At 64.4% G+C, this 23,637-nt stretch carries 21 protein-coding genes; 8 read left to right on the top strand and 13 right to left on the bottom strand.

The annotated features are described in order from the left end of the window. Positions 1-11: 11 nt before the first annotated feature. From ACK4R0_RS00375 to ACK4R0_RS00345, 7 genes are all read right to left on the bottom strand, one after another. On the bottom strand, positions 12-401 hold the full coding sequence (locus ACK4R0_RS00375; RefSeq protein WP_409668568.1) for a hypothetical protein: 390 nt from the start codon (positions 399-401) through the stop codon (positions 12-14). Between the two features lie 15 nt (positions 402-416). After that, the gene (locus ACK4R0_RS00370; RefSeq protein ID WP_409670832.1) at positions 417-1,406 is read right to left on the bottom strand and encodes a cysteine synthase A; all 990 of its coding nucleotides are present in this window, start codon (positions 1,404-1,406) and stop codon (positions 417-419) included. Between the two features lie 116 nt (positions 1,407-1,522). Beyond that, entirely contained in the window at positions 1,523-3,694 is a 2,172-nt protein-coding gene (locus ACK4R0_RS00365; RefSeq protein WP_409668566.1) for a M3 family metallopeptidase, read from the bottom strand. Between the two features lie 162 nt (positions 3,695-3,856). Beyond that, complete coding sequence (locus ACK4R0_RS00360; RefSeq protein ID WP_409668563.1) at positions 3,857-4,705, bottom strand: phosphodiesterase; 849 nt, start codon at positions 4,703-4,705, stop codon at positions 3,857-3,859. Between the two features lie 65 nt (positions 4,706-4,770). Continuing rightward, positions 4,771-6,642: a cytochrome c3 family protein gene (locus ACK4R0_RS00355; protein WP_409668560.1), complete on the bottom strand. Its 1,872-nt coding sequence runs from the start codon at positions 6,640-6,642 to the stop codon at positions 4,771-4,773. Positions 6,643-6,683: 41 nt separating this feature from the next. After that, positions 6,684-7,595, bottom strand: a complete 912-nt coding sequence (locus ACK4R0_RS00350; protein WP_409668557.1) for a hypothetical protein — start codon at positions 7,593-7,595, stop codon at positions 6,684-6,686. 3 nt (positions 7,596-7,598) lie between these two features. Beyond that, positions 7,599-10,154, bottom strand: a complete 2,556-nt coding sequence (locus ACK4R0_RS00345; RefSeq protein ID WP_409668554.1) for a cyclic nucleotide-binding domain-containing protein — start codon at positions 10,152-10,154, stop codon at positions 7,599-7,601. 264 nt (positions 10,155-10,418) lie between these two features. Here ACK4R0_RS00345 and ACK4R0_RS00340 point away from each other — a divergent pair, with 264 nt between their 5' ends. Both ACK4R0_RS00340 and ACK4R0_RS00335 read left to right on the top strand, forming a co-directional pair. Beyond that, complete coding sequence (locus tag ACK4R0_RS00340; protein ID WP_409668551.1) at positions 10,419-11,405, top strand: tetratricopeptide repeat protein; 987 nt, start codon at positions 10,419-10,421, stop codon at positions 11,403-11,405. Between the two features lie 173 nt (positions 11,406-11,578). Beyond that, positions 11,579-12,331 carry a LuxR family transcriptional regulator gene (locus ACK4R0_RS00335; RefSeq protein WP_409668548.1) on the top strand — a complete coding sequence of 251 codons (753 nt, stop codon included), beginning with the start codon at positions 11,579-11,581 and terminating at the stop codon, positions 12,329-12,331. A 168-nt stretch (positions 12,332-12,499) separates the two neighbouring features. Here the strand turns inward: ACK4R0_RS00335 and ACK4R0_RS00330 are convergent, their stop codons facing one another. The 4 genes from ACK4R0_RS00330 to ACK4R0_RS00315 form a co-directional block, all read right to left on the bottom strand. Further along, a complete protein-coding gene (locus tag ACK4R0_RS00330) occupies positions 12,500-13,096 on the bottom strand; it encodes a hypothetical protein (protein WP_409668546.1) in 597 nt (198 codons plus the stop codon). Further along, positions 13,093-14,295, bottom strand: a complete 1,203-nt coding sequence (locus ACK4R0_RS00325; RefSeq protein ID WP_409668543.1) for a M48 family metalloprotease — start codon at positions 14,293-14,295, stop codon at positions 13,093-13,095. Before ACK4R0_RS00325 ends, ACK4R0_RS00330 begins: the two co-directional genes overlap by 4 nt. Continuing rightward, positions 14,292-15,065, bottom strand: coding sequence for a hypothetical protein (locus ACK4R0_RS00320; RefSeq protein WP_409668541.1), 774 nt, complete (start codon positions 15,063-15,065; stop codon positions 14,292-14,294). Before ACK4R0_RS00320 ends, ACK4R0_RS00325 begins: the two co-directional genes overlap by 4 nt. A gap of 104 nt (positions 15,066-15,169) precedes the next feature. Beyond that, positions 15,170-15,841 (bottom strand): YggS family pyridoxal phosphate-dependent enzyme, encoded by a 672-nt coding sequence (locus ACK4R0_RS00315; protein WP_409668539.1) that lies wholly within the window; start codon positions 15,839-15,841, stop codon positions 15,170-15,172. Positions 15,842-15,891: 50 nt separating this feature from the next. On the opposite strand from ACK4R0_RS00315, the gene ACK4R0_RS00310 reads away from it, so the two are divergent. Continuing rightward, complete coding sequence (locus ACK4R0_RS00310) at positions 15,892-16,536, top strand: thiamine phosphate synthase (protein WP_409668536.1); 645 nt, start codon at positions 15,892-15,894, stop codon at positions 16,534-16,536. Here the strand turns inward: ACK4R0_RS00310 and ACK4R0_RS00305 are convergent. Together ACK4R0_RS00305 and ACK4R0_RS00300 are read right to left on the bottom strand one after the other, a co-directional pair. Continuing rightward, on the bottom strand, positions 16,466-16,894 hold the full coding sequence (locus tag ACK4R0_RS00305) for a hypothetical protein (protein WP_409668533.1): 429 nt from the start codon (positions 16,892-16,894) through the stop codon (positions 16,466-16,468). The two genes, ACK4R0_RS00310 and ACK4R0_RS00305, sit on opposite strands and share 71 nt — an antisense overlap. Before the next feature lie 544 nt (positions 16,895-17,438). Continuing rightward, positions 17,439-18,173 (bottom strand): hypothetical protein, encoded by a 735-nt coding sequence (locus ACK4R0_RS00300; protein ID WP_409668530.1) that lies wholly within the window; start codon positions 18,171-18,173, stop codon positions 17,439-17,441. Positions 18,174-18,500: 327 nt separating this feature from the next. On the opposite strand from ACK4R0_RS00300, the gene ACK4R0_RS00295 reads away from it, so the two are divergent. From ACK4R0_RS00295 to msrB, 5 genes are all read left to right on the top strand, one after another. Further along, positions 18,501-18,944, top strand: coding sequence for a DUF3576 domain-containing protein (locus ACK4R0_RS00295; RefSeq protein WP_409668527.1), 444 nt, complete (start codon positions 18,501-18,503; stop codon positions 18,942-18,944). 25 nt (positions 18,945-18,969) lie between these two features. After that, entirely contained in the window at positions 18,970-21,480 is a 2,511-nt protein-coding gene (gene leuS, locus ACK4R0_RS00290; protein ID WP_409668524.1) for a leucine--tRNA ligase, read from the top strand. A gap of 149 nt (positions 21,481-21,629) precedes the next feature. Further along, on the top strand, positions 21,630-22,127 hold the full coding sequence (gene lptE, locus ACK4R0_RS00285) for an LPS assembly lipoprotein LptE (protein WP_409670829.1): 498 nt from the start codon (positions 21,630-21,632) through the stop codon (positions 22,125-22,127). A gap of 13 nt (positions 22,128-22,140) precedes the next feature. Next, positions 22,141-23,178: a DNA polymerase III subunit delta gene (gene holA, locus ACK4R0_RS00280; RefSeq protein ID WP_409668521.1), complete on the top strand. Its 1,038-nt coding sequence runs from the start codon at positions 22,141-22,143 to the stop codon at positions 23,176-23,178. A gap of 46 nt (positions 23,179-23,224) precedes the next feature. Beyond that, positions 23,225-23,623, top strand: coding sequence for a peptide-methionine (R)-S-oxide reductase MsrB (gene msrB, locus ACK4R0_RS00275; protein ID WP_409668518.1), 399 nt, complete (start codon positions 23,225-23,227; stop codon positions 23,621-23,623). Positions 23,624-23,637 lie beyond the last annotated feature (14 nt).

The following is a 23,637-nucleotide window of genomic DNA, read 5'->3' as shown; positions in this document are numbered from 1 at the left end:
CGCGCCGCGGATCACTGTTGCGGCACGGGGCCGGTTCCGGATCGCGGATCGGGCTGAAGTTCGCCAACGACCGGCGTCTGCCCGCCCGCGCTGTGCTGTGCACCTTCGCTCGGCAAGTCGGGAACGACGCCCAGATCGACCAGGGGTTCGCTCGCCGCCGGCGCCTGCACGACGGGGGGTGCGGCGGCATCGCTCGTGTCGGGCGCGGTCGCCGCGATGTTGGTGGCAGCCTCTCCGCTCGCCCGCTGGAGCAGCATGTCGGCCAGCGCGACCATCACCAGAACGGCAAATATGCCGGCGATGCCGATCTGCAGGCGATGCATGATGGGATTGCCCGTAGCGCCCGAGCCGCCGTTGCGGGCAGCGTTCGCGGCGGAATTGCGGGCATTGTTAGCGACCATACGAGACCATATAGGTCAATCCGCCAGCCAGGGGAAGACCGGCAACCCTTTCGCCCGCAGCCATTCGGCATTGTACAGCGTCGACAGATAGCGAAAGCCGGTGTCGCACAGGATGGTGACCACCCGCGACCCGGGCCCAAGCGTGCGCCCCAATTCCACCGCGCCCGCGACATTGATCCCCGAGGACAGGCCAAGGCACAGCCCCTCTTCCTTGAGCAGCCGCTGCACCCAATACAACCCGACCTCGTCCGAAATACGGAACTGCGTGTCGATCGGCGCATCTTCGAGATTGCCGGTGATGCGGCCCTGGCCGATGCCTTCTGCGACCGAAGAGCCTTCGGCCTTGAGTTCGCCATTGGCGTAATAATTGAACAGCGCCGCGCCGTGCGGATCGGTAAGCGCGATGGTGACATTTTCGTCATGCGCTTTCAGCCCCATGCCGACGCCCGCGATCGTGCCGCCGGTACCCGCAGCGCAGGTGAAGCCATCGATGCGGCCTTCCATCTGCGCCCAGATTTCCTCGGCCGTGCCCTCGATATGCGCGCGGCGGTTGGCTATGTTGTCGAACTGCTGTGCCCACACCGCGCCCGGCGTCTCTTCAGCCAGACGGCGCGAGGTGTGGACGAAATGGCCGGGGTTGGAATACGGCGCGGCAGGCACCAGCACCAGTTCGGCGCCCAATGCGCGCAAGGTGTCCATCTTTTCCTTGGACTGTGTCTCGGGCATCACGATGATCGTCTTATAGCCCTTGGCGTTGGCGACCAATGCGATGCCGATCCCGGTGTTGCCCGCCGTGCCTTCGACGATCGTGCCGCCAGGCAGCAACGTACCGCGCTCCTCAGCATCGCGCACGATATAGAGCGCGGCGCGGTCCTTCACCGAGGCGCCGGGGTTGGCATATTCGCACTTGCCAAAGATGTCGCAGCCGGCCGCTTCGCTCGGTCCGGCAAGGCGGACGAGCGGGGTATTGCCGATCAGGTCGAGCGTGCTGGGTGTCGTTGTCATCATGGCGATAGATAGGCTGGCACCTGCAATGCGGCAAGCCAGTTGCTGTTGGCCGCGCCCTAGCAAAGATTTGACGGAGGCAAGCTCCGCCAAATCCTTGCCGGATGCTCAGCCGGTCAGTCGCGGTCCGCCGCAGCCGGTGCCGCTGCGCCGGTCGGGAAGCCGCGCCGCTTGAGCAGCGCATTCACGTCGGGATCGCGGCCACGGAAGGCGCGGTACGCCTCGACCCGCTCGGTCTCATTGCCGGTCGACAGCAGTTCCTTGCGGAAGCGGTCGGCGATCTCGCGGTTCCACACATCGCCCGATTCCTCGAACGCCGCCCAGGTATCGGCGTCCATCGTCTCGGACCACAGATAGCTGTAATAGCCCGCCGAATAGCTGTCCGACGAGAACAGATGCCCGAACTGCGGCAAACGGTGACGCATCACCAGCTCGCTCGGCATCCCGATCTCACTGAGCGTGGCTTTTTCAAACGCGCGCGGATCGGCGACCGGGTCGGTGCGGTTGTGCAGCTTCATGTCGACGATCGCCGACGACAGATACTCGACCGTCGAGAAGCCCTGGTTGAAGGTCTCGCTGGCGTTGATCTTCTCGACCAGTTCTGCAGGGATCGGCTCGCCGGTCTGGTAGTGGGTCGCGTAGTTCTGAAGGATGTACGGCGTCAGCAGCCAGTTCTCGTTGACCTGGCTGGGATACTCGACAAAGTCGCGCGGCGTTCCGCGCAGGCCGGGATATTCGATGTCGGTCAGCAGCGAATGCAGCGCATGGCCGAACTCGTGGAACAAGGTCGACGCGTCGTCAAGGCTGATCAGCGCAGGCTCGCCGGCGGCGGGCTTGACGAAATTGTTGTTGTTCGATGCGAGCACGTTGCGATCCCCGCCCAGCCGCTGCTGCGCGCGGTACGAGGTCGCCCAGGCGCCCGAGCGCTTGCCGGTGCGGGCATAGGCATCCATGTAGAACAATCCGACATTCTCGCCGGTCAGCTTGTTGGTGACCACATAGGTGGTGACATCGGGATGGAAGACCGGAACCTCGCCGGTGTTTTCCTTGAACTCGAGATCATATAATTTGCCCGCGGCATCGAACATGCCCTGGATCATCTTGGTCAGCTGGAAGTACGGCTTGATCTCGTTCTGATCGAGATCGTACTTCGCCTTGCGGACCTTCTCCGAATAGAAACGATAGTCCCAGGGCTCGATCTTCAGTCCCGCGCCTTCGGCATCGGCCACTGCCTGCATGTCGGCGACCTCCTGGTTTACACGCGCGACCGCAGCGGGCCAGACCTTCATCATCAGGTCCATCGCGGCTGCAGGATCCTTGGCCATGGTGTCGTCCATGCGCAGATGCGCATGCGTCTTGAAGCCGAGCAACTCGGCGCGCTGCTGGCGCAGCTTCAATATCTGCGCGATCGTGGCGTTGGTATCGTTGGCGTCGTTGTTGTCACCGCGCATGACGTACGAGCGGTACACCTTCTCGCGCAACGCGCGGTTGGTGGCGTTCTCGAGCACCGGCTGCATCACCGAGCGGGTGTTGACCAGCACCCAGCCATCGACCTTGCGTTCGTCCGCCGCAGACTTGAGCGAGGCGACGAAGCTGTCGGGAAGCCCCGCCAGTTCGGCCTTGTCGGTAATGACGATATACTTTTCCTCATCGGCCTGCAGCTTTTCGTTGAAGGTCGAATACAGCCCGGCGAGCTGGCCGTTGATCGCGATCAGCTGTGCCTTGGCGGCATCGTCGAGCAACGCACCGCCGCGGACCAGACCATCATAATCGCGCTCGACCAGACGGGTCTGCTGGGCATTGAGCCCCGAGGACGCGCGGTTGTCGTAAACCGCCTTGATCCGCGCAAGGATGCGCGGATCAAGCGTCAGCTCGTTGTAGAACTTGCTGATCTTCGGCGCCCATTCGGCCTGCATCGCGCGGACCTGCTTGTCGGCAAGGTTGCTGGTGTAGACGCCCCACATCGCGAAAACGCGGTTCATCTGGTCGCCCGACATTTCGAGCGCGAGGTTGGTGTTCTGAAAGGTCGGCGCTTCGGCGTTGGTCGCCACGGCCTCATATTCGGCCTTGAGCGCGTCCATCGCCGCCTGGATCGCCACCGGGAACGCTTGGGTGCTGACCTTGTCCCAGGGGGGCACGCCCTCATACGGGCCGGTCCAGGCCTGATAGATCAGCTTTGCCTGCGCGTCGGCATCAAGCTGCGAGGCGACAGGCTGTTGCGCCGCTGCGGGCATCGCCACGCCGAGTGCCAGTGCCGATGCCGCGATCAGCAGATAACCATGTGTCATATATCGTCCTTTTGAGCCGCCCATTGCGTTACCAGCCGAATGTGGACGCGGCGGCGGTGGGTCGCAAGGGGGGAACAGCGATTGCGCCCCGGCCCTTGCCGATGGCACAGGCCGGTAGCAGCGACGGCATGAACGAGACCGAAACGCGGGAGCCGGAACCGCTTAAGCCGGTCGCTCCGCCATAAGACTGCGCACCAGCGGCTGCATCTTTTCATCATAGCGGGCGAGCATCACATGCTCGTCGGCGGTTTCATAGTGGGTGATCAGCTCGCGCCCATTCCACCAGTGCAGCGCGAACGCGGGCGGATCGGCGATGATCATGTTGCGGCCATCGGGCGTGTCGGGGTCGATCGGCGCCAGCTCGAGCGCCACCTGCGGCGCGCTCGACGGGCAGATCGCGACCGGAAATCCGCTCCAGCTGCTGACGATCGCGCGGTGGACATGCCCGCACACCATGCCGATGATATTGGCATGCCCCGCGAAACAGTCGCGCAGCCGCTCGACCCAGGGCTCTTCGGGGTGGGTGTTCATCCACTCTATGCCGACCTCGATCGGCGGGTGATGCTGGACGATCAGCGTCGGGCGATCGGTCTGCTCGGCCAGCCGCGCGCGCAGCCAGCGCGCCCGGACATCGCAGAACGCGCCACCATGGCGTCCGTCCTCCAGCGTATCGAGCACCAGCAGCCGGATCGGCCCGGCGTCAACCTCGTACTGGATAAACCCGTCGACCACCGGCACACCGGGAAATTGCGCGATGAAGGTATCGCGCTGGTCATGGTTGCCCACGCACATGTGCACCGGAAACGGGCAGACCGAGAGCGCATTCTTGAGCCTGCGATAGCTTTCCTCATCCCCGCGATCGATCAGATCGCCGGTGGCCAGCAGCATGTCGGGTTGCGGATCCATGGCGCACAGCATGCCGATGACCTGGTTGAGCCGCTTGCGGTTGAACTCGGCAGGGTTGTCGGGATCGAAGCCCAGATGGATATCGGTGATCTGGGCAATCAGCATGCGGCGGGGACGTCCTTGGTGATGGGTCAGATCGGCATCGTTTGCTCGCGTCGCAATCGGGTTCGCTAGCGTCGCAACCGGGCTGCGGCGCCCGCCGGATGGGCCAGTGCCGCCGTGATCTCGGGCCGCTTTTTCTTCTTGTCTTGCTCGCGAAGCAGCCATGGAGCCCCCTTGTCGGCGTGGTAATCGTGGCACATTGCGCAGGTCGATTCGACCGGTTTCTTCACCTTGATCAGCGATTCGCCGGTTTCACCCACATGGCAGGTGCGGCAATCCTTGATCCCCGGCAGCAGCAAATCGCTGGCCTGGCTGGATTTTTCGGCAAGGTGGCAGCTGGTGCACTCTTCCTTGTCGTGCGCATCATGGGTGAACCAGCCCTTGAGCAGATAGCGGCTGGTCTGCGCGACCGGGGCAATCTTGTAGTCCAGTCCGCCCGAAGACGAGGGCGGGACGACGACGTGGCAGTCATAGCAGGCGCCGCCGCGGCTGAAGACCTGGCGGATCGCCTGATCGGCCCTGCCGCCACGGAAATTGACCGCGCGGGCATAGTCCGCCGCCGTTCGCCTGGAGTTGACGACGCCGGGCCGCTGGCGCGCCAGGCTGCCCAGGTTGATCGGCCGGGTCGGCGTGGTCGAGCGGTAGAAAGCGCGCAGATCGGCCTTCACCTGCTCGGGCTGGCCATGGCGCAGCGTGCGGAAGGTGTCGCCGATCTTGTCGAAGGCCAGGCTGTGGCACATCGCACAGCTCTTCTCCATGTCCACCGCGACGAAGCCGACATTGTTCTTGTCCGCCTCATGGCAATCGGAGCATTCGAGCGCATCGCCGAAATCGTACTTGGCTGACAGCCGCCGCCCCATCTGCGCGACGCCGCCGGTCTTGTTGAGGTGCAGGTCGTGCGGGAACTTGAGGCCGTTGTTTTCCTTCGGCTTCTTGTCGAGCGAGATGCGCTGGCGCGGTGCCTTGGCATCGTCGCCGACGAGCGGACGCACCAGCACCGCAGGCTGGAACTGCGGATGCGCATTGCCGAAGTCGGCCGCGTTATCGAGCTTGGTGTTGGTCAAGCGCGTGTCCATCCCGTCATGGCATTCAGCACAGAATCGCTGCTGTGTGGGCTGCATAGCACCTGCACCCTCATGCTCGGTGTGACATTCGACACAGCGTCCCGCAGGTTTGTTGAAACTGGCGGCAACGAATCGGGTGAAGGCGGCAAATCCGGTCGGGTCGCCGCGCGCGGTAAGCTGCCGCGCCATCGGCGCATGGGGGCCTGCATCCTTTTCGTGGCAGGTCATGCAGGCATTGTCGCGGACCGCGACGAACGCATCGACATGGCACGACTGGCAATCGTCCTTGAGCGTCTTGTGAGCCAGGCTGAGCTTGCCCGACGACCACAGGCTATCGGCGTGGAAGCCATCGGGGCGCGAGGCTTTTTCCTTGTACGCCAGATCCTTGTAGCTCGACCAGGTATAGATCGGCCAGGCCAGGCACGCGATCAGGATCAGCAGTGCAAAGCCCCAGGCGCTCATCCTTTTGCCGGGCAGCAGTCCCTTGAGCGAATAGATCGCCCCCTCGTCCTTGTCCTCGGCGCTGTCCGATACCGCCTCGACCCGGCGGATGGTCAGCGTGACCGCATCGCCCTCGGTGCCCAGCACGATGATGTGCGAACCAAAGCGCAGCTCGCCGCCGCGCACCAGATCGATTTTTGCCGATTCCACGCTGCGGCCATCGACATCGAACGGCTGCTGCGATTGTGCGGTGATGATCAGGTCGCTGCCGCGCCGCTCGACGCGGGCGTGCACCGGGTTCACCGCCAGATCGGGCAGGTGGACGCCATTGGCGGCGTTGCGACCGATGAAGATCTCCTCGCCCGCAACCTCGGTCTGGCGGACAATCTCGCTGCCGTCTGCCTTCAAGGCGACCTGGCGGACGATAAACATCATTCAACTGCCCCCAAAACCGAAACTTTGCCCCCGGTGGCGCCTCACCAGTAGAAAAACACGCTGAAGATGTGCGCTGACAGCGCAGCGAGCAGCGCGAACGTCATCGGCACATGCACGAACAGCCACACCTGCAGCATCGCCTTGATCTGCAAATGCTTGCGCAGCCGCGCCAGCGTCGATTCCTTGCGCTGCAAGAGCCCGTCGACCTTGTCGAGCGGATCGTCGCCCATGCGCGGCTGATACGCGCGGAGCCGGCGCAGTTCGGCGATCGCCGCGCGGGTCTCGCAGCCGCGATAGCTGTTGCCGATGCGCTGGAAGAAATTGCCATCGAACGGGTCCTGCTCGAGCGACGCTTGAACCAAGGCCGCCTGTGCGGGCTCGAGCGGCTGCGCGGCATCGTGCAACTGGCGGTCGAGCGAGCGCAATTGCTCGATCATCATCCGCTCGGTCACCGCGCCATCGCTGTCGGCGCGGTTGTTCGACAGGTTGTCGGGCAAGGTCGCGTAGAAATAGATGCCGACGATGCCCGAAATGATCACGATCATCATCAGCGCCCAGGCGAGCGTGTGCACGTTCCAGCCGAGCTGGAAGCCGGTGTGCAGCGTTCCGATGACGATGAGGCTGAGACCCAGATAGACATGCGCGCTGGTCCACGCCTTGAGCGACCAGCCCCCCGGCGTGATCGCGCGTTTGCGCAGACCCAGACAGGTGAGCCAGAGGATCAACAGCGCGCCGATCGTGCCCAGCGTATAGCCGTACCAAGACCCGCCATTGTGGCGCGGCTGCACGTCGACCAGGAAATAGCTGACCAGGCAGGTGATCGACAGCACCGTTGCGATCTTCATCCAGCGGAAGTTGCGATGCCGCAAAAAGCCGTCGTGCATCGAATTGCGCTGGCGGCCGGTGGTCTTCTTGCGGACGGCGGGAGCCGCAGGTTGCACTTGGGTCGCCATGACTTACGCGTCCTCCTGCTCGAGCCGGGCGACGGTCAGGAACTCGTCGGGCGCGACGCGGATCGCAGCGCCGGTCGGGCAGGCGCGCACGCAGCTCGGGCCCCCTTCGATCCCGGCGCACATGTCACACTTGATCGCCTTTTTGGGCTTTTCGACGCCCGGATCGCTGTTGGCATAGGCCCATTTCTTGCTCGGCTCGCCGGGTCCGGGGCCAAAGCCGAAGAACAGCCACGACAGCAGGCTGGGTTTCTTGGGCGGCACCTTGTCCATGCGGATCACGCCATAAGGGCAATTGCGCTGGCAGTTGCCGCAGCCGATGCAGGTGTCGTTGATATAGACCTCGCCATCGGGGCCCCGGTTGATCGCGTTGGGCGGGCAATCGGCCATGCAGTGCGGGTGTTCGCAGTGACGGCAGCTGGTTGGCACGTGCAGGTGCGCATAGGAGCGCCCCGCCTCGCGGTCGAGCCGCGACAGGCCATCATGGCTGTCGGCGCAGGCCTTTTCGCAATTGTCGCAGCCCACGCACAGGCTCTCGTCGATCAGCAGCACGTCGGTCGCCTCGCCGATGCCGTTCTCGACGAGGAAGTTGGCGACCCCCGAATACATGTCGACCACGCCCGAGAAGCTGTCCTTCTTGGCCTCGATGAACGCGTTGATGTCCTGGCGGCTGGCCATGTCGCGCTTGGCGCGCTTGAGCAGTTCAGGATGCGCCTCGAGCACCTTCTTGAAGGCATCGCCATCGATCTGGATGACCTCGGACTTGATCGCCGCCTTGACCGTCGCAGTGCGCCTGCCGCCCGCGATCAGCGCCATTTCGCCGACGTAACTGCCTGCGGGAAGATACGACAGGAACACCGGCTTGCCGCCGATCTCCTTCTCGACGATCATCGATCCGACGCGGATCACGTAGATCTCGTTACCCTCGTCGCCTTCCTTGAGGATCGCCTCGCCCGGCTTGACCTGGCGGATCTTGCTGGTCTGCACCACCTCAGCGATGTCGTCGGGCTTGAGGCCCGATCCGAACATCTGCAGCAGCAGCCGCTCGGTCGAGATGCGCTCGATCGCCTTCTTGGCGGTAGGCACCTGGCTTTGCAGCTTCAATGCGGCATTGCGCGAGATCTCGACGCAGATCGTGTCCTCGGCCGCCACCACGGTCGCGCCGCGGCGCCGTCCCGAGATCAGGCCGACCTCGCCGAAGATCGATCCCTGGCCGATCGGCACGATCTTCGATGTATCACTGGGGTCGATCTGCACCGCGACCGAGCCTTGCGCGATCGCGAACAGCGACGATCCAGGCGCGGCGCGTTCGAAGATCACATCGCCCTTGCGGTAGAACCTGGCATCGGAATCGAGCATGAACTCGCGCATCTGCAGCGGGTTCATGCCGTTGAGGATGGTCACGTTCTCGCGCAGCACATCGAGCCATTCGGCCACCGACCTGCGACCCGGAAGATCGCGGAACTTGGCTTCGAGGATCGGCTCGTCGGCCGGTTTCAGCTCGGTGTTGCCGTTGATGAACTCGATGACGTCATAGCCCTGGTTCATGCAGTGCTTGATCAGCGGATAGCCCGCCAGCGCGCCGATGACGAAGATGCCCGGCGCGGTCGATTCGAACACCGGCGACAATTGCGGGAACGCCAGGCGGTCGGCGCTGGTAAAGGCGATGCCGCATTCCTCTATGAACGCGCGCGGCGGGGCCGAGCCGATGCGCGCGATGATGCGGTCGCAGCGGACACGTTCCTCGCCATCGCGGGTGCTGAAGGTGATCCAGCCAGGCTCGACACTGGCGGTGTCGGTCTCGAAGCGGATGTTGAGCTTGCCGGCGTTGCGATCGCCCAGCAGCGCCAGCGCGTTGGCCTCCTTGGCGGTCGGGAAGCTCTCCTTGGGGCTGGGTGCCTCGGGGCCGCGGCTGACGATGGTGACGACATTGCCCTGCGCCGAATCCTCGGCAAGGCCGCGCGCATTCTCGATCCCCGCATCGCCCGCACCGATGACTACGATATGCTCATCGACATATTCGGTGGGGTCATCGAGCTGATACTGCACGTGGGGCAGATCGCCGCCGGGGCAGCGCATGCGGTTGGGGTTGCCCTGCGTTCCGATCGCGAACACCACGTTTTCCGCCATGATTGTCTCGCCGTTGGTGAGCACGATCTCGTACGGCGGGGCGTAGCGCTGGATTTCCTTCTTGGTGATCGAGCCATCGCGCGCGCGCTGCTCGATGACATGCACGCTGCCCTCGATCGCCGGACCCGTGCCACGGATCGCCTTGGCCTCGGCGTTGAACTTGACGTTTACGCCCAGCTCCTTGGTGCGCGCGTTCCACTTTTCCAGGATCGCCTCGCGCTTGCCCGCCTCGAACTCCTGGTCGGAGCGCAACACGAGCTGCGAGGGCGTCGCCATCACGTGCTTGCCCTTCTGGTATTTGTAGATGGTGTCGGAAAGGTGATCGGTCTTTTCGAGCAGGATGTGGCTCATGCCCAGGCTCGCGGCGCGTCCGGCAGCGCTCTTGCCCGCCGGGCCTGACCCGATGATCGCAACGCGGAAAATCTCGCTCACAGGTTCGCATCCCCCATATGCACACGCTTGCACGTCTGCGCTTGCATGGCTGTGGCCGACCCTCGCGCATTCCATGGCCGATCTCTCCCCGATCGATGCCATTGATGCGCAAATGCCCTGCCGCCGCAAGAATTTGCCCAATTTTGATTGCGAACCCTATAACGATATTTCTAGCAAAGAATGTGATCTTTACCACTTAGAAATTGGAAATCGTGGTCGATCGGCTAGCATTGCGTGCAGCCACCCGGGACGAGAGAGAGCCAGATGACCGATACGACAACCGACAGCCCGGCATCGCAGGGCGGCTTTGGCGCGGGGCGGATCGCGCTGGTGGTCGCCGCGCTGATCGCGGCAGGGGCCGTGGGATACAAGGTCTACACCGATCAGACACCGTCGACCGAAATTGCGGCTGTCGCGCCGCTGAACGCCGATGGCGCACCCGCCTCGGTCGATCAGGTCATCGCCGCGCTCGAGGCCAAGCTGCAGGACAAGCCAGACGATGCCGAGGGCTGGCGGATGCTGGGCTGGTCGTATTTCGAGACCGGACGGTTCGCCGAATCGGCCACCGCGATGCGCCGCGCGATCCAGCTGGCGCCGGGCAATTCGGAGTACCACTCTATGCTGGGCGAGGCGCTGGTGATGGCCAGCAACGATGCGGCGATCAGCCAGGATGCCCGCGCCGCGTTCAAGCGCGCCACCGAGCTTGACCCCAAGGATGCGCGTGCACGCTATTTCCTCGCCGCCGCCAAGGACATCGACGGCCAGCATGCCGCAGCGATCGAAGACTGGTTCGGGCTGCTCGCCGAGACTCCTGCTGACGCACCCTATGCCAAGGATATCCGCGACGTGATCCGCAATGTCGGCAAGGAGCGCGGGATCGAGGTCGAAAAACGCCTCGCCTCGGCCAAATTCGCGCCGGCGACAGGCGGCTTCAAGACCGATGGCGCTGCAGCGGCGACGGCCGGTATCCCTGGCCCCAGCCCGGACCAGATGGCGGCTGCCGCCGCGCTGCCGCAAGGCCAGCAGGACATGATGGTCGCGCAGATGGTCGATGGTCTTGCCGACCGGCTCAAGCGCGAACCGGGCGATACCGATGGCTGGATCATGCTGCTGCGCAGCCGGATGCAGTTGGGCGAGACCGCCAAGGCGCAGGCGGCGCTGCGCGATGCCACCGCCGCGCTGAGGAACCAGGCCGCCGATCTGCGCCGCGTGCGCGAGGCGGCGACGGCGCTTGGGGTGCCTGGAGCGTAAACGCGACCGGCACGGATGGCTCCGTTTCGGACCAATGTAACCGTATAGGGATTGCCTCAGTGCCCGGGAGCAAATAGTTTGCTCTCAATGGTTTGCATGCCATTTACCAAACTATCGTCAGGGCCTGTCGCCGCTGCCGAAATCTTCCTTCCACAAAAGGCTTGCCGGAACATATGCCGGACCTGAATTCTGTTGAGCACGCCTGGCGCGCAATCGAATCGGCCGCGACGCTGGAGGATGTTCTGCAGCTGACGATCGCAGCTGCCGGGGATTTCGGTTTCGCCCACGCCGCCATCGCCCGCCATGTCCATGTGCAATCGGGCGTGCTGCGTCCCGAGGTGCTGAGCAATTATCCCCAGGCCTGGCAGGATCTGTTCGCGCGCCGCGATTACAGCCTGACCAGCCCGATCCTGGCCGCATGCCAGCGCCATGGCGGAGCCATCCGCTGGACCGAGCTCGAAACGATCATTCCGTTGACCCGGATTCAGCGCCAATATCTTGAGGAAATGCGCAAGCTGGGCCTCGCCACCGGCTGCACCGTCGCCAGCCACATGCCCGACAGGCCGACGGTGTCGGCGCATTTCGTCGTCCACGACAACAGCCCGCTGACGTCGAACATGTTCATGGTGGCGATCCTGCTGGGCACCGCGGTGGGGCAGAAGGCACGCGCGCTGTGGCAGGCGCAGCTGCCCGACGCCCCGGCCGGCCCGGCCGAAAAACTGTCGCCGCGCCAGGTCGATTGCATCAAGCTCGTCGCGCGCGGCATGACCAGCTGGGAAATCGCCAGCGAGCTGGGGATATCGGACCAGACGGTCAGCGAATACCTCACCGACGCCCGCCGCCGCCTCGCCGTCGCCAACCGCGCGCAACTCGTGCTCAAGGCGCTCAAGCAGGGCTATTTCATGCTGGACGACGTGACCGATTGAGGGGGGCTGGCAAGGACCGGAGAGAGAGGCTGGGCGATGCCGAAGTGGTTGTTCCCGTTCGGGAAACAGGACACGGCACGCGGGAACTTTACGTTCGTGATCCGGCCGGGAATTTGATCGGTTTTGCCGAAGTCGAGAAAGCCGCTGCGCAGTAGGCCCGCCGGCCCCTCACGGCAGCCGGGCGCTGTCGGCGAGTTTGCGGAAACCCTCGATGCCTGCTGCGAAATAATGCAGCCGGGGGGCTTCGAAGCTGATCATGTAGAGCTTTCCCGCGACGATCGCCGCGCGCGCCTCGCCCTGGCGGGGCAGTTCGTCCTGATCGACGAATTCGTACGTGAAATGCACCGCGTCGCGGCCCAGAAATTGCCCCGGCTCGATCCCCGTCACCGTGAACGATCCGCTGTGCTTGTAGGTCCTCCAGGTGGTTTCGAGCAGTTCGGGGACTTCGACCAAGAGGGTGCTGGCGGAAAATTTGGGCAAAGGCTCGCGCTTCTTGCTGCGTTCCTTGACCAGCGGGCTGCCAGCGGCGATCCCGGCGAAGAAGGTGACGTCGTTGAGTTGCTCGCCGTCGATCGTCCAGTTCTCGGTGTTCTTGCCCATCCGCATATCGAGCCGGTTCCAGTCGCGCGACGGGACGACGGTGAGCGGTGTATCGGCGACGGTCACCGGCGCGCCACGCTCGCGCAGTTTGTGCGCATGGGCAGGAGGGATCACAAGCAGCAGCCCCGCCAGAACGACAGACATCCAGAGTGAGACGCGTATCATGGCTGTAGCCCTTCGGGAATCATCATCCGCATCATCCGGGCATCAGACGCGTCCGGCTTGAGTTCGAGATAGCGCCGCAAAGCCGTCTGCCCCGCGCCAGGCTGGCCGGTTTTGAGCAAGGACAGCCCCAGCCCGCGATGCGCTTCGGCCAGCGCCGGATCGAGCGCGACGGCTTGCGCATAGAATTGCGCGGCATTGACCAGGTCGCGTGGACTTCCCCGCATCCGGTAAAGCTCGCCGCGCGCATGCCACAGTTGCGCGGTCCAGCCGCCTTGCGCCAGCGCATCGATCAGATATTCGCTCGCGCCGAAATCGTTGAGCTTGATCTGGTCGTCGAGCAACATGCCCAGCCACGGCGCGATCGCAGCACGGTAACGCACCGCGCCGTCATCGCGCGAAGCCGCGTCAGCACGCGCGAGCTCTGCCAGATAGCCAGCGCGCTCGGCATCGGGCGGATGGGAGGCGGCAAACGCGATGGCATCGAACTTGGGCTTTTTCAGGCCCCGGCTGCGCGCCGAAGCCTCGGCCTCGGCCATCAGGCTTTCCCACATCTGCGATGCCGCCTGCGGGCGCAGCGCGCTGGTGTTGAGATAAGCGATGGCAAGCCGGTCCGCCTCGCGCTCATGATCGCGCCCATAGCGGTAGAGGTTGCCGTAGATCGAGAACTCCAGATTGCGGTACGTCCGCACGACATCATAGGACGGCGCCAGGCTGCCCAGGACCGCCGCCCAGGCCAGCACATCGGAGCCCGATCGCCGCGCCTTGAACTGCCCGAGGATATGGCGGTTTTCGAAATGACCGAACTCATGGCCCAGCACCATGCCCAGCTCAGCCTCGTTGCGGACGCGCAGCAGCAGGCCGGTGAACACGCGCATGGTGCCGTTGGCGGTCATGCTGGCGTTGAAGAACGGCGCGCGCACGATGTAGATGCGAACCGAATTGCAGCGATCCTGCCCGACAGTTTCGCACAGCACCTTGCGCACATAACCGTTCAACGCCTCGTCGCGGAGGACGAGGTCGGATTGCGCAAGCACGCTTTCTTCCTCATCCATTTCGCGCCACCAGCCGATCTCGTCGACGCCCTGCGGCTGATAGGAGCCGCTATAGGGAGGAGGAAGCACCGGCTGCGCGGAGGCCTCAGTCGCCCCTGCCAGCCCCACCAGCGCGGCGAACGCCGTCCAGCATATCCGCGCGATCATTTGCCTGCTCCGGCGCTGGGCGAGGCTTCACTCCTGGCGATCGTGCTGCCCGGAAAGTCCTCGAGCAACTGGCGCACGCGTTTGTCCGCGCCATCGGGTTCGCGGACATCGCCGCCCATCTGGGCATCGGCATTGAGCCACAACAGGTCCCCGGTCTTGAGATCGACCAGCCCGGCATAGCCGACATGCTCGCCCGAGGTGACGCCGACGCCTGCGAGCATCCCCACCACCTGCAGCATCTTGCGGCCGGTCGACCCGTAGACATCGCGATTGTAGATAAACAGCGCATAGTCCGCGCCCTCTGCCCCCGGCAGGCTGGCGACGCCCTTGCCCAGCGACCAGTCGAACACGTCGGCCTTGTTGTCGCGCTTCTTGGTGGGCAGCCGGTTGCCGACGAAGAACTGGTACTGGATCACCGCCTGCGACACCGCCGCAAACAGCGCCATATGCTCGTTCAGGATGCGGGCATCCTCACCATAGGCTGGCGGCGCGACGATGACCTCGTTGCCCAGGCTGCGCTGCAGTCCGTCCAGCGCGACGCCGATATTGGCGCGCGCCTGCTCGGTCCAGTCGGAATTGGGCTCGAACATGCCCCCGGTCGACTGTTCACCGACCCGCATAGTGGGGCGGATCAGCAGGATCTTCTTGCCGCTCTGCGCGGGCAGGCTGAAACCCTGCCGTGTCGCGGAGCGTTCCTGCGCATTGGCAGGAAGGGCAGCCACCGCCAATGCAAGCAACGCACCGATAAGCTGAAATAGAAATGTCCGCATAGCGCCCCCGCAACCAAGACTACGCTAGACCTGTTCTGCAGGTCTGTGCCAGGGTTAATGCGCGATTGGCTCCAAACTGGAGCAGATTGCCGGGCCGATACTTGTCAGCGCGCGCCGAACAGCGCGGACCCGATGCGCACATGGGTCGCGCCGATCCGCACGGCGGTCTCGTAATCTCCCGACATGCCGATGCTCAGCTGGTCCAGCCCATTGTCGCGCGCCAGCTTGGCGAGCAATGCGAAATAGGGCGATGGCTCGACATCGGCCGGCGGCACCGCCATCAGGCCGATCACCGGCAGATCGAGCGCGCGCACCTGTTCGAGGAACTGCGGCAGATCGGTGATCGCGCAGCCGCCCTTCTGCTCTTCCTCGCCGATATTGACCTGGATGAAGCACGGCACGCGCCTGGCCGCCTTGTCCATCGCGGCGGCGAGCGCCTTGGCCAGCGAGATGCGGTCGAGCGAGTGGATATAGTCGAACAACGCGACCGCCTCATTGGCCTTGTTCGATTGCAGCTGGCCGACCATGTGGAGCTCAAGGTCCGGGTAGCGCGCGCGCAGATCGGGGAACTTGGCCTCTGCCTCCTGCACCCGGTTTTCACCGAACACCCGCTGCCCCTGTTCGATCAGGTCCTCGATCGCGTCTGTCGGCTTGGTCTTGGAGATCGCGATCAGCGTGGTCGATCCCGCCGGGCGCTTGGCGATCTTCTCGGACTGGGCGATGTTCGCGCGGATCGTGGCGAGCGGCGTTGCGGTGGTGTGGCTGGGCATATTCATGGGGCGCGGCTATAAGCCCGGTCATGCGCCGCCGCCAGCCCGGAAACACATTGCCCACGCTCTGGCTGATCAGCGACGCACGCAACGATGCGGTGCTGGAGCGCGCGATCGCGCGGATGCCTTTGGGGTCAGGGCTGGTGTTCCGGCATTATCACCTCGATCCACGGGCACGACGGGCAAGGTTCGACCGGCTGGCCAAGCTGATGCGGATCCGCGGCGGGGTGATCGTGCTGGCGGGCGATACCGCGCAGGCACGCCGGTGGCGCGCGGACGGTTGCTACGGCGCGCCCGTCGGCGGCGCGGGTTACGGGCTGATCCGGCTGCTCACGGTGCACGATGCCAAGGAATTGCTTCGGGCCAATCTGCGCAGCGCTGTTCTCCGGCGAACGCCGGAGCCCAGGAGCCAGATTGCGCGGCATTCGCCCCTGGATTCCGGCTTTGGCCGGAAAACGGATACTGGATCAACATTGGCGCTGATCTCGCCCGTTTTCCCGACCCGTAGCCATCCCGGCGACAAGACGCTCGGGGCGGCGCGATTCGCGGCGCTGGCGCGATTGTCACGCCTGCCCGTCATCCCGCTGGGCGGAATGACGCGGAGGCGTGCACGGCAGATCGCTGCCACGATCAACGGCTGGGCGGCGATTGACGGTCTGTCAGCTTCGCAAGCAGTTTCTGGTTGTAAGCGGCAGGCTTGAGCCGGCGACAGTCCTTGAGGAACTCGGTATGTCCAGCGCGCGCAAACGCCTCTGCTTCTTCTCCTGACTTGGAATGTTCGAGCAGGAAGCCGCGGATTCGGGAGATAAGACTGTCGGACGGCAGCCTCTTTTCCGTGATAGCAAACGGGGTAAATTCCTTGGGATACACGTTGTGCTTCCATAGGAAATCCCCCACCCCGATGTCGTGTTGAAGGATATCCAGATTCATCGCATCGCCCGCGACGATCAAGCCTGTGTCGTAATCGATCCGATATTCGTCACGCATCTTGCGGATGAACACCCAGCAAAACGGCGTCAAAGTTGCAAACGGACCTGCAATGATGTGCTCTCCGTCCAACTCGAAGTGAGTCAGACCGATGTCAATTCCGGCAATCGCCTGACAAATTGATTTGCGATCCGATCTGGCTGACAGAGGCTTTCTCCTTTTGGCGGGTTCAATACAGGCCGCGTGCGTATCACCCTTGGCGCATGGCAGCTATGGGGTCGTTTCCTGAACGGCAGGTTTCTCTGCATGGCTCCAAACCCGGCACCGCTCTGCCCAACCTGGACTTGTCATCCGATCCGCGCTTTCGGTCACCCTGGGACGCAACCGCTTTGCGGCGCAAGCCGGAGCTGTTCGTCTGTCAGCAGCGGCCGATCCAGCCAACCCCTGCCCTTCGCGGCGGGTAGACTGCGACTCCTAGAATCCGGCTTTCGCCAGAGAACGGGCGCGCGGTGGGCTATCGTTGGTGCGGCGGCTTTGACAGGCTCAGCCTGAGCGGGGATGTAGGGTTTGGCCAAAGGCATCCGGCCGTGCCGAACGCTGGCAGCAGGAGATGGGCCCCTGCCTTCGCAGGGGACCAGCTATCTGTGATGTCTGCGATGTCAGCGAACCAACGGGATCAGAAGCGGAATTCGGTTCCGACATAGACAGCCTGGCTGTCATACTGCTCGTTGGTCAGGCCGGTCAGGCGGTCGCGTTCGCTGCGCAGGCGGATGCCGGCGGTGACGTCGAGGTTGCGGGTGACCTTATAGGCGCCGCCGACGTCGAGCGAGTAGCTGCCCTGATCATTGAACGGACGAACCGCGCGGGTGGTGGGCGCCTGGATGTCATCCAGTTCGATCCGCGGGCTGAACCGGCTCTTGCGTGCAGCGCTGTCGCCGCGACCCAGCAGCGCGATATCAGGCAGCGCCTCGTCCTGCTGGCGGATGCTCGAAGGCAGTGCGAACTTGGTGAAGCCCTTGGCAACGCCGAGGCTGAACGCGGTCGGGGTGATCTGGACCAGACCGGCGCCCTGGCCGCTGTCGCTGGCCAGATCGGGACGGATGTTGATGGCCTTGGCCGAGTCGGGACGGACGCGGACCGCGATGGTCAACGCGCGGGTGCCGTTGCTGGCAGAGGCGGCAGGCGTGAAACGGAACATCTTGTCGCCGCGCAGAGCCGAAAACTTCAACTTGTCGGCAAGCCGGGGGTCGACCGATGCGGGCGTAAACGAGCCGATGCCGCCGCGGGCGTCGATCGACACCGGGCGCGAATCGAAACCGGAGGAGAATGCGAGGGCAATCGACGGCACCAATGCCGCAGCCCCGAGCATAAGCCCCGATATCACCAGCTTTTTACCAACTCCGACCTTCATGATCTGTTTCCGACCCCGCTTCGTCCCTGACTTACGTGTTACCACAAAATCCGGTTCCTGCATGCCCAATGCCGGGCACCCCAAAATTTAATCTGAAACCGTTGCACACAATCCACATTATAGAGGATCGGCGCGCCGGCCGGTAGCGCTGGGGGACGATTGAGCCTCCCGCCCCTGTCGCCATCCGCAGCCTGCCACGCGGGAGATTACCGCGCCCAAACTTGCTGCTGGATGAACGCGCGCGGCCGTGCGCAAGTGCTTGCCCATGGCCGCAAAGCAACTATAGAAGGCCGCTGTTTCATGCGTCAGTTGTGTAAGGATTCCGCCATGCCTGTTCTTCCTTTCGCCCGCGCTGCGCTGTGCGCTGTCGGCACCCTGGCGCTGCTGTCTGCATGCGGCGGACGCCAGGAGAGGCCCAAGGCGGACATCGCCGCCAGCCAGGTGACCACCATCGGCGTCAACAGCTATCTGTGGCGTGCGTCGCTCGACGCGCTGTCGTTCATGCCGCTGCTTCAGGCGGACAGCGCCGGCGGCGTCATCGTGACCGACTGGTACGCCAACCCGCAGACCCCCGGCGAGCGGATGAAGGTCACCGTCTCGATCCTCGACCAGGATCTGCGCGCCGATGCGCTGCGCGTCGCTGCCAGCCGCCAGGTCAACCAGACCGGTCAGTGGGTCGATGCCCCTGTCCGCGCCGCGACCGTGCAGAAGCTCGAAGAAATCATCCTCACCAAGGCCCGCGATCTGCGCCAGTCCGCCATTCGCGAATAACCTGCGAATACCAGAGACGAGTATCATGAACGAGACAACGCGGTTCAATCCGCTGGCTGCCGATTCCCGCTGGCAATCGGTGTGGGAAGAGCGCCAGTCCTTCAAGGCGGACAGCAACAGCGCCAAGAAAAAGGCCTACGTGCTCGAGATGTTTCCCTATCCGTCGGGGCGCATCCATATCGGACATGTGCGCAACTACACCATGGGCGATGTCATCGCGCGCTATCGCCGGATGCAGGGCTTTGAAGTGCTCCACCCGATGGGCTGGGACGCCTTTGGCATGCCGGCGGAAAACGCCGCGATGGAAAAGGGCGTGCATCCGGGCGGCTGGACCCGCGACAACATCGCCTCGATGCGCAAGCAGCTCAAGCGCCTCGGCTTCGCGCTCGACTGGAGCCGCGAGATCGCTACGTGCGAGCCCGAATATTACGGCCACGAACAGGCGCTGTTCCTCGATCTCTATGCCGCAGGCCTGGTCTATCGCAAGGAAAGCGCGGTCAACTGGGATCCCGTAGACCAGACCGTGCTCGCCAACGAGCAGGTCATCGACGGCAAGGGCTGGCGCTCGGGCGCGCAGGTCGAACGGCGCAAATTGAGCCAGTGGTTCCTCAAGATCACCGACTTTGCCGACGAGCTGCTCGAGGGCCTGGATACATTGGGCGACTGGCCCGAAAAGGTCCGGTCGATGCAAGCCAACTGGATCGGCAAGAGCCAGGGGCTGACGTTCAGTTTCAACGTTGCGGGCTCCGAGCCGATCCCCGTCTATTCCACCCGGCCCGACACCATCTTCGGCGCGAGCTTCGTCGCGATCGCTGCCGATCACCCGATCGCGCAGAAGATCGCCGCCGACAACGCCGAAGCCGCCGCCTTCATCGAGCGTTGCAAGGCCGGCGGCACCACCGCGGCCGAGCTGGAAACCGCCGAGAAATTGGGTTTCGACACCGGGCTACGCGCGATCCATCCGTTCGACCCGAGCTGGGAACTGCCCGTGTTCATCGCCAATTTCGTGCTGATGGACTATGGCACCGGCGCGGTGATGGGCGTGCCTGCGCACGACCAGCGCGACCTCGATTTCGCGCGCAAATACATGCTGCCGGTGCCACGCGTGGTCGCGGCCGAAGGTGACGAGAATGTCGCCATCCAGACCGAGGCATATACCGGCCCCGGGCGCATCATCAATTCAGGCTTTCTCGACGGCATGGGTGTCGATGAGGCCAAGGCGGCGGTTATCGCCCGCGCCGAGGCCGAAGGCTGGGGCGAAGGCACCACAGTGTGGCGGCTGCGCGATTGGGGCGTCTCGCGCCAGCGTTACTGGGGCACGCCGATCCCGTTCATCCATTGCGATGACTGCGGTGTCGTTGCGGTGCCCAAGGACCAGCTGCCGGTGGTGCTGCCCGAGGATGTCAGCTTCGAGATCCCCGGCAATCCGCTCGAGCGGCACCCGACGTGGAAGCATGTCGCATGCCCCAATTGCGGCAAGGATGCGCTGCGCGAGACCGACACGCTCGACACCTTCGTGGATTCGAGCTGGTATTTCCTACGCTTTGCCAGCCAGCCCGACGACAAGCCGTTCGACCGCGACGAGATCGCCAAATGGCTGCCGGTCGGCCAGTATATCGGCGGGGTCGAGCATGCGATTTTGCACCTGCTCTACGCCCGCTTCTGGACCCGTGCGCTCGCGCGCATCGGCAAGATCGACGTCACCGAACCGTTCGCCAGCCTGTTCACGCAAGGCATGGTGACGCACCAGACCTGGCAGGACGCGAGCGGCAAATGGCTGGGCCCCGATCAGGTCGAAAGGCGCGGCGAGGCCTGGATCATCACCGACACCGGCGAGGCGGCGATTGCCGGCCGGGTCGAGAAGATGTCCAAGTCGAAGAAGAACGTGGTCGATCCCGACGCCATCGTCGACCAATATGGCGCGGACGCGGTGCGCTGGTTCATGCTGTCCGACAGCCCGCCCGAGCGCGACCTGCCGTGGAGCGAGGCGGGCATCGAAGGCTGCTGGCGTTTCGTCCAGCGGTTGTGGCGGGTGTTCAATTCGATCGAGGCCTCCGAGGGCGAAGACAAGGCTCTGGAACGCAAGCTGCACCAGACAATCGACCTGATCGGCAAGGACATCGAGGCGCTGGCGTTCAACAAGGCGGTCGCGCGGCTGTACGAGCTGACCAATGCGATCGAGAAGGCCGAGAAATCTGCCAGTCGCAACATCGCCATCCGTGCGCTCGCGCGCCTGGTCGCGCCGATGGTGCCGCATCTCGCTGAAGAGGCGTGGGAACTGATCGAGGGCCACGGCCTGGTCGCCAATGCCAGCTGGCCCGAAGTCGACCCCATGCTGCTGGTCGAGGACGAGGTCACCATCGCGGTACAGATCAAGGGCAAGCTGCGTGATACGCTGACAGTGCCCAAGGGCCTGCCCAACGAAGAGCTCGAACGGCTTGCGCTGGCATCGGACAAGGTGCAGCGTAGCCTCGACGGCGCAGAGATCCGCAAGGTGATCGTGGTGCCCGACCGGCTGGTCAATCTGGTGGTGTGATGGTGATGTGGAATGCCCCTTTAAATCCTCCCCTGCAAGGGGAGGTGGCAGCCCGCAGGGCTGACGGAGGGGTGTCCCCTTCGGCGATGGGGTTGTCACCCCTCCACCACTTCGTGGTCCCCCTCCCCTTGCAGGGGAGGATTTGAATGATGCGCGCCCTTCTCCCCCTCGCGCTGCTCGCCAGCCTCTCCGCTTGCGGGATGCAGCCGCTGTATTCCTCCGGGACGCAGGGCGCGGTCGCGACCACGTTGGGCGATGTCACCGTCGCGCCGATCCCGGGCCGCGCGGGCTGGCTGGTCAAGAACGCGCTCGACGACCGGCTCGATGCGCTGGGCGGCGGCAACAGCCGGTTCCAGCTGCAGGTGGCGCTTGACGACCGGATCACCGGCTTCGGCCTGCTCGCCAACGATCAGGTGACCCGCGAACGCCGCACGTTGCGCGCACGCTATCAACTGGTCGAAACCGCGACCGGCGAGGTGGTGCTCGATGCCACCGCCGCCTCTGACGCGGGCATCGACATCGTCAGCAGCGAATATGCGACCATCGCGGCCGAAAATCGCGCGCTGGAAAACCTGTCGCTCGAGATCGCCAATCAGATCGTCACCCGGCTCTCGCTGTTCGCGCGCGAGGTATCGCAGGCCCAATGAGGGTCGCGGCGCAATGAAGGCGGACGCCGCAGCGATCCGTGCGCTGGCGCGCAAGCCGCGACCCGAAATCCGCCTGTATTTGATCTTCGGCACCGATGATGGCGGCAACGCCGCGCTCGCGTCCACCATCGCCGAAAGCCTTGGCAAAGGCATCGAGCGCACCGATCTCGACGGATCGCAGCTGTCGCGTGACCCCTCGCTGCTCGCCGCAGAGGCCGCGTCGATGTCGCTGTTCGGCGACACCCGCTATATCCGCGTGACCACCACCGGCGAAGAGAGCCTGGCCGCGGTCGAGGCGCTGATCGCCGCAGACAAGACGATCAACCCGGTGATCATGCTGGCAAGCGGGATCAGCGAGAAATCGCGGATCGCCAAGGCCGTGCTCGCCGCGCCCAATACGCTCGCGGTGCAGACCAAGTTGCCCGGCGCTGACGACATGGCCCGGATCGTCGCCGAACTCGGGCGCGAAGCAGGGCTGACGATCGAGCCCGACCTGGCGCACGTCATCGCCGGCTTCACCGCGGCCGATCGCAGGCTTGCGGCGCAGGAGATCGAGAAGCTCTCGCTCTATCTTGATTCGTCGCCCGCCGAGCCCAAGCCCGTGACCCGCGAGGCGATCGCCGCACTGCGCGCCGATGCCGAGGACGATGCAATGCAGCCGATCATCACGGCGGCGCTGTCGGGTGATCTGCGCCGGTTGCCCGAAGAGCTGAAACGGATGCGCGAGCAGGCGGTGTCCGAGGTCGGCCTGGTCATCGTGATGCAGCGCCAGGTGATGCAGCTGGCGGCGGCTGCGCAGCGCATGGGCAATGCGCGCGATATCGGCGGATGGGTGACGCAGGAGATGCGAAGCCGTCGGCTCTGGGGCGGCGGCAGTCCGCAGGACTGGACCCGGCAATTGCGCGCCTGGGGTCGCCCGCAGCACATGGCACGGCTGATCGAACGGTTGCTCAACCTGCAGCAGGCGATGATGCGTGCCACCCCCGGTCCTGCATTGCTGCTCGAGCAGGAACTCCTCGAAATCGCGCGGGTTGCCGCTCGCGCGTCTTGACTGTCGCCACTATCGGCCCATGTTGATCTCTCCCCAGGAGAGACCCATGGCAGACACCAAGATCAGCGACACCGATTGGCGCGCAAAGCTCAGCCCCGAACAATATCACGTGCTGCGCGAAGGCGGCACCGAGCGCGCCTTCACCGGCAAATACAACGACCACAAGGGCGAGGGCATGTACCGCTGTGCCGGATGCGGGGCGCCGTTGTTCGAATCGGATGCCAAGTACAACAGCGGATCGGGCTGGCCCAGCTTTACCGCCCCGGTCGAGGGCGAAGCGGTCGCCGAGATCGTCGACACTAGCCATGGCATGACCCGCACCGAGGTGCGCTGCGCGCGCTGCGACGGCCATCTGGGCCATGTCTTCCCCGATGGCCCGGGACCTGAAGGTTTGCGCTACTGCATGAACAGCGCATCGCTCGAGTTCGATCCCAAGGAGGATTGAGGCAGATACCCTTG

The sequence above is a fragment of the Blastomonas sp. genome, from assembly GCF_046294995.1.
Taxonomy (GTDB): Bacteria; Pseudomonadota; Alphaproteobacteria; order Sphingomonadales; family Sphingomonadaceae; genus Blastomonas.
Note: the sequence above shows the minus strand (reverse complement) of the source record. Positions and strands in the feature narration are given on the sequence as shown.